General features: G+C 38.7%; 4 protein-coding genes. 2 read left to right on the top strand and 2 right to left on the bottom strand.

Annotation, left to right across the window (positions count from 1 at the left end; all coding sequences use genetic code 11):
- Positions 1-443 precede the first annotated feature (443 nt).
- On the top strand, positions 444-1235 hold the full coding sequence (gene attM, locus BA1DRAFT_RS01990) for an AttM family quorum-quenching N-acyl homoserine lactonase (RefSeq protein ID WP_200868752.1): 792 nt from the start codon (positions 444-446) through the stop codon (positions 1233-1235).
- A gap of 112 nt (positions 1236-1347) precedes the next feature.
- Here the strand turns inward: attM and BA1DRAFT_RS01985 are convergent, their stop codons facing one another.
- A complete protein-coding gene (locus BA1DRAFT_RS01985; protein WP_235200941.1) occupies positions 1348-2319 on the bottom strand; it encodes a class I SAM-dependent methyltransferase in 972 nt (323 codons plus the stop codon).
- 629 nt (positions 2320-2948) lie between these two features.
- On the opposite strand from BA1DRAFT_RS01985, the gene BA1DRAFT_RS01980 reads away from it, so the two are divergent.
- On the top strand, positions 2949-4181 hold the full coding sequence (locus BA1DRAFT_RS01980) for a stiblene epoxidase (RefSeq protein WP_036775709.1): 1233 nt from the start codon (positions 2949-2951) through the stop codon (positions 4179-4181).
- Between the two features lie 148 nt (positions 4182-4329).
- Here the strand turns inward: BA1DRAFT_RS01980 and BA1DRAFT_RS01975 are convergent, their stop codons facing one another.
- Positions 4330-6033 (bottom strand): glycoside hydrolase family 18 protein, encoded by a 1704-nt coding sequence (locus tag BA1DRAFT_RS01975; protein WP_036775708.1) that lies wholly within the window; start codon positions 6031-6033, stop codon positions 4330-4332.
- Between the last annotated feature and the right edge of the window lie 189 nt (positions 6034-6222).

Below are 6222 nucleotides of genomic sequence, written 5' to 3'. Positions count from 1 at the left end.
GGCGTTTGGATAATGTGATAACGTTGTAACCGCTAAATTAACGTGACACAGAATTCTGAACGCCCTCGGACCTTCTTCAATTACAAAGCTTATTTCTGAACAAGTGACCGGCTTTAACGAGGAAATTAGAACATTCGATTATTCCAGCTTAAAATCCTTTGAAAATAATATTGCAGCACGATGAAATTCATAATCTATAATGTCTTATCACCCTTTTGACGAATGAGTCAAAAGGGTGATTGCAATCTCTGATGGATTATTCTGATCACGCTTAACCTACATAAGGTAATTTCTTCTAATCCCCCCAAAGATTAGCCCCACTGGCCTCTCCATATAGAACTTGATGTTGATAAAATCAACTGGGGACATATGTTAACATCCATTTGTTAGCATCCACGATCCGGCCTTACCTACATGAATAATCCAATCAAAAGGTTAACATTATGTCAGACATTCGCCTGTATATGCTGCAAACCGGAACCATCAAATGTAAGGTTCACTACATCAAGATGAATCAAGGCAACGGCGCCGATTATGAAATTCCGATTCCATTTTTCTTACTCACCCATCCTAACGGTCATACGCTAATTGACGGCGGCAATGCAGTTGAAGCCGCAACTGACCCCAAAGGCTACTGGGGAAATATCACCAAAGCCTACTGGCCGGTGATGCGTGAAGATGAAGGTTGTGTCGCTCAAGTTAAGAAGTTGGGTATCGATCCCGCAGATATCCGCTATGTGGTGCAATCCCATCTTCACCTCGATCATACTGGCGCAATAGGACGCTTCCCTAACGCGACACATATCGTACAGCGACGTGAGTATGAATACGCCTACACACCGGATTGGTTTTCCGCTGGCGGCTATATCCGCAAGGATTTTGATCGTCCCGGTCTGAAATGGGAGTTTCTCGATGGGGAACGCAATGACATGTTTGATGTCTATGGTGATGGCACGTTAAAAACAGTATTTACTCCGGGGCATTCGCCAGGACATCAATCACTACTAGTCACCCTGCCGAACAGTGGCAGCTTGCTGCTGACGATTGATGCCGCTTATACCCTCGATCACTGGGAAGAACGTGCATTGCCTGGGTTTCTCACCTCTACCACTGAAACCGTACGTTCGGTACAAAAACTGCGGCATCTAGCCAAACGCACGAATGCAATTGTAGTAACAGGGCACGATCCGGATGCCTGGCCAACATTCCGTAAGGCGCCGGAATATTACGATTAACTCGAATTCATCAATACAAAATAGCCAGAAACTAGAAAGTAGACGTTTCTGGCTTGGCTCTCATTTTACGAAAGTTTAACTTACTATCCGAGAATAACTGTTATTCTTTCCCTTACCCTCTTAGCCAATCATTGACAAAAGAGCGGGCATTTTCAGATTTGAACCCAATTGAAGATATGCCGGTTGGCTTCCATAAAAGCTCAATAACACGCACTTTCTGGTTATAATCAAGGGTATTAAACAGTTGACTTAACTGTTCATCTAAAAGCAAATCTCGATATTGAAAAAAACATTCATCATTGAATTGATCACAACATCCGGCAAAAAGCTTACTGTTGTTTTCACGATTTAACCCACAACATCTCACATGCTTAAAGCCAGACTCATAATAAAAATCGCATATCTCATCATATCTATATGCGTTGACAATAGGATTCAAAAACGCATCCACATTAACAGCAATCTGATCAACACTATCATCTAAATGATTAGCTGTACTATCGCCATATTGATTCCGACTTAAGTTTCTGCATAGTTTATTCATTAAATCAGTATGTAAAAAATATTCTTCTACATGGATTTGTTTTGCAAAAATCTGCAAAAGCTCTCGCTGCCTCAATCGTCCATATTCTCCTATAGCATTGTATAGCCAAATAAGCGCGATACCCTCTTCATTTAATGAACGTGAAGCTGCTAAAAAGCCCTCTTGTGGACACTCCATATGATGAATAACACCGGTAGAAACAACAACATCGAATTGATTATCTCGTGTTAGCTTCTCAATCGTATTATTTTCTAACGTGACATTATCCAATCGATGATAAGATATCAGCTTATCTGCTACCTCTAACGCTCTATCCGTCATATCAATGCCAACAAATTGGGTATCTGGATACATACTTGCCAGCCCTACCAAACGATGCCCCGTTCCACACCCTAAATCGAGCACATACTTTCCCGTTAAATAACCCGGCTTAAATATAAGCCCTACAACCATAGCCATATCATAAATAAGATTATCTCCAACGGCAGAACTAGGATATGGATATCGATTATACATCGCTTTGACATCCTGATTACTCATATCTATTTCTCCGAATAAAATGACAAATCAGTGGTACTATATCATGATGATCAATAATCATTAGTATAATGGTCACCCTCATCAAATTCATGGCAACGAGTAATTAAAACATCTCACAATGGAAAAAATATCTTAAACTCAATTAAAATGGAAATAATTTCATATTAATCATAATATTCTTATAAAAATAACACATCTACTATCTTTATTAATAAACCCTTTGAATAGTTGAAGTTCGTAACAATCAAAACAAGATGAACATTAATCAATTTAAATATTCATCATTCTACATGTTGTATTTATATGCAAAAAAAATTCTAAACCAAATTCATACTCACATCACGATTTAATATTAATTTTGGGGCAAAAAAGAAACTGTAAACACAAAACCACAAACTCACTTCTGTAACTTAATCATTTAATTAAAAATTTTTAGAAAAAAAATAATATAGATTTTTTATCAGCTATTTTTATTAAAAAAACAGATTACCTTGCTCTATTTCTAGATAAGGTATATTTTTATTTTAAATACTACAAAAAAATCATGGCTGTGATTAGATAATATCAGATAGATATAGTCTCACATGATCTAGCCAGAATCTCTCGTACCTACAACTGGAGAAAATATTATGCACGTTGGTATTATTGGGGCAGGAATTGGGGGTGCATGTTTAGCACATGGATTACGTAAAAATGGAATCAAAGTAACGATCTATGAACGGAATCCCGCGTTGTCATCCGAACTTCCCGGTTATGGAATTCATATTAATACATTCGGCAAACAGGCACTGCAAGAATGCCTCCCGGATGCAAACTGGCTAACCTTTAAGGAGGCATCAAGATATATTGGCGGACAATCACGGTTTTATAATGAACGCATGCGTCTTCTCGCCGTTCAGGGCGGTCTCATGAACGGGCAGATCATCTCCGAGCAACGTCTGTCAATCAGCAGAATTGAACTGAAAGAAATACTAAACAAGGGACTTTCAGACATAATTCAATGGAATAAAACATTCGTTCGTTATGAACATATTGAAAACGGCGGTGTTAAAATTTTCTTTGCCGATGGCAGTCACGAAAATGTCGATATCCTTGTAGGTGCAGATGCCAGCAATTCAAAAGTACGTAAACAGTATCTTCCTTTTATCGAAAGATTCGATGTTGGTGTGAGTATAATCATTGGTCGTTCGCGTATTACCCCGGTTCTCACAGCTTTGCTACCCCAAAATTTCCTGGATGGCGCACCTAACAGCATCGTACCTAAAAGTTCTGACTGGTTGTTCATTTCTATGTGGCGTGCCCCAGTTGATATCCATGTAGAAGCCGCTTTAGCAGAAATCGATAACTTTATAGTATGGGTTTACGTAGCGGCAACAGATAGTCTTCCTGACAATATCACCGATTTTTCCGCAGAAACCCTCTGCAATCTGGTCCTAACCCGTATGATTTCATGGGACCCAAGCCTACATACTCTGATTAAACAAAGTGATATGGAAAACATATCTCCGCTACATTTACGCAGCATGCCCCACCTTCCACCCTGGAAATCGAGTGCTGTCACACTACTTGGGGATGCTATTCATAACATGACGCCAATGACAGGCTCAGGAGCGAACACAGCGCTGCGAGATGCTCTTTTACTCACACAGAAGCTTGCCAGTGTAGCGTCCGGTCAAGAAGAGTTAATCAAGGCAATTTCAGATTATGAGCGACAAATGCGCGCATATGCTAATGAGATCGTTGGAATTTCACTGCGCAGCGCTCAGAATGCTGTAGAGCATTTTTCAATACCACCACCAAAACAACGGCATTTGAGCATAAGAAGAAAAAATACATCTCAAGGTTATCAACACCGGCGTTAATATTCCGAGTAAATTGTCATACCTGAGCTAATTCCATATCATTACGCTAGATATACTGATTACAACAATAAGAACGAGGTGAAGATAAAAAAGAACTAAAAAGGAACTGCCACCAGTATATATCATACTGGTGGCTTGGTTTAATTAATTATGAAATTTTTACCCAAGGATAAGCATCAGATGTTTCTGCGCCGTCTGGCACGGTACCTCTATTCCACCATTTAGCCTCCCAATTTTGATTGTTCCAACTCACTCTATCGCCGGCCTTATATGCCTTATTTGCATCCCAGACAGGGTAATCACTCCCTGTATTTGGATTAACTGGATCAACCGGTTCAACATTAATACCCTTGAAATAGAATGGTTCCATATCTATTTTTTTCGTGACTAACTCACAACCAAGACCTTCTCTGGCCGCATTGACCAATAAACCACGATCTTGATCTGCGGTCCATGTAAATATTCCCCCCAGATTCTTTTCTAATGCATATTGTGCTTTAGCTTTAACGGAGCGAGGGGTATCAAGAGAAATAAACAACTTGCTCTCCTTATTATAGAGATAATCAGCATCTGCTATTTCATCGGTATACAAGTCAAAATTATTTCTCCCTCTTTTTTCTTCCAAATCTAAATAATTATATATCGTGTCGTACCATTCTGTTGTCCCTGATTCAAATGAACCGGTTGTTGTAATCTTCGGATCTTTTTTCGGGACATAGCCAGGATCATAACTGCCAGATAATGGAGAATAGCTATCAATAACCGTATTTCTGCCATTGCGCGAATAGCCGGTGTAACCAATATTGATTGCAGATGCTGGCACACCAAGACCCAATAAATACTCAACCGCTTTTTCTACACTATTATCACCGCCAGGATAATCACGGAGATTCGTGTGATGTAACAACCTTTCAGCCCACGGAGTACCAAAAAAATCATAGGTCATAACGTTAATACCATATAACCCAACTTGCAGTAATTCAGGTATTTTTGATTTTTCCATTTTCTCTGGCACCGCCGAACAAGCGATACTTATTTTTATATCTGAACGCCCTGCTTCTTTAAAAGCAGAAGTTAAATCTTTAATTAAACTAACATAATAATCGCCATCATCTGGCGCATACATGTTACCTTCATTTCCAGCAACGCCGGGATACTCCCAATCAATATCAATTTCGGTAAACATAGGGAAACGCTGAAATATATCAACTAGACTCGAACAGAAATAGGATTTTAGTGTTTCGTCTCTGACCATATTATAAAAGCCATTACTCATGGTCCAACCACCGACACTAAATGACATAATAAGGTCATGGCCTTGAGCTTTTGCAGCTTGTTGAACTTTAGCCAATCCACCTAATACGCCCATACTTTTAGATTGATCAAAATCCCTTGGCATTTGGATATCTTGCCAACCAGAATAAGTACAATTCTGATAAGATTGGCAATCTCCCCAAGCATCTGTGAACGTTACTTCTCCATTATTGGCGCGGGCAAATAACGGCGCTTGCTCTTTAATTTGCTGCTTTTTTTCACCCTCATCACCTAATATTCCACAGAAACCAATAACTAATTTATCATAAGCAAAAGGATTATCTAAAAGGTGCTGTAAATCTATTCCTCTACCTCGACGAATAGGATCTTGATTTCCTTGTAATCTACCGTCATATTGCGACCAATCTGTATAATAACCAAAAACTTTAGGTTTATTTTGTGTGTCATATTTATTGTAGACTGGTAATATTGTTCTTCCCGATGTGTAACTGAAATTTATTGTTTCAGTTGATGGATTGAAATTATCTATCTTATAAGACTGTTCACTAAGAGAATCTGTCTGGATTATTTTTGACATAAATCACCTCGACTAGATATCAATTTATTTTTCGATGAACACTCCAATTACTTTACTTGCGTGGTAACATAATTACATTCTAGTTTGTATTCTTAGGAAAACAAATAATTGCTATTTGTTTTATTGTTAATGGTAAACTCAAATTTATGTCAACGGAATTTATATTACCTACCATTTATTATCAGATGG

Source organism: Photorhabdus aegyptia (assembly GCF_000612035.1).
GTDB classification, from domain to species: domain Bacteria; phylum Pseudomonadota; class Gammaproteobacteria; order Enterobacterales; family Enterobacteriaceae; genus Photorhabdus; species Photorhabdus akhurstii.
Note: the sequence above shows the minus strand (reverse complement) of the source record. Positions and strands in the feature narration are given on the sequence as shown.

What these genes read in the sequence shown, in the direction of transcription:
- BA1DRAFT_RS01985 (WP_235200941.1), bottom strand. Translation starts at nt 2,319, where the DNA reads ATGAGTAATCAGGATGTCAAAGCGATGTATAATCGATATCCATATCCT.
- attM (WP_200868752.1), top strand. Translation starts at nt 444, where the DNA reads ATGTCAGACATTCGCCTGTATATGCTGCAAACCGGAACCATCAAATGT.
- BA1DRAFT_RS01975 (WP_036775708.1), bottom strand. Translation starts at nt 6,033, where the DNA reads ATGTCAAAAATAATCCAGACAGATTCTCTTAGTGAACAGTCTTATAAG.
- BA1DRAFT_RS01980 (WP_036775709.1), top strand. Translation starts at nt 2,949, where the DNA reads ATGCACGTTGGTATTATTGGGGCAGGAATTGGGGGTGCATGTTTAGCA.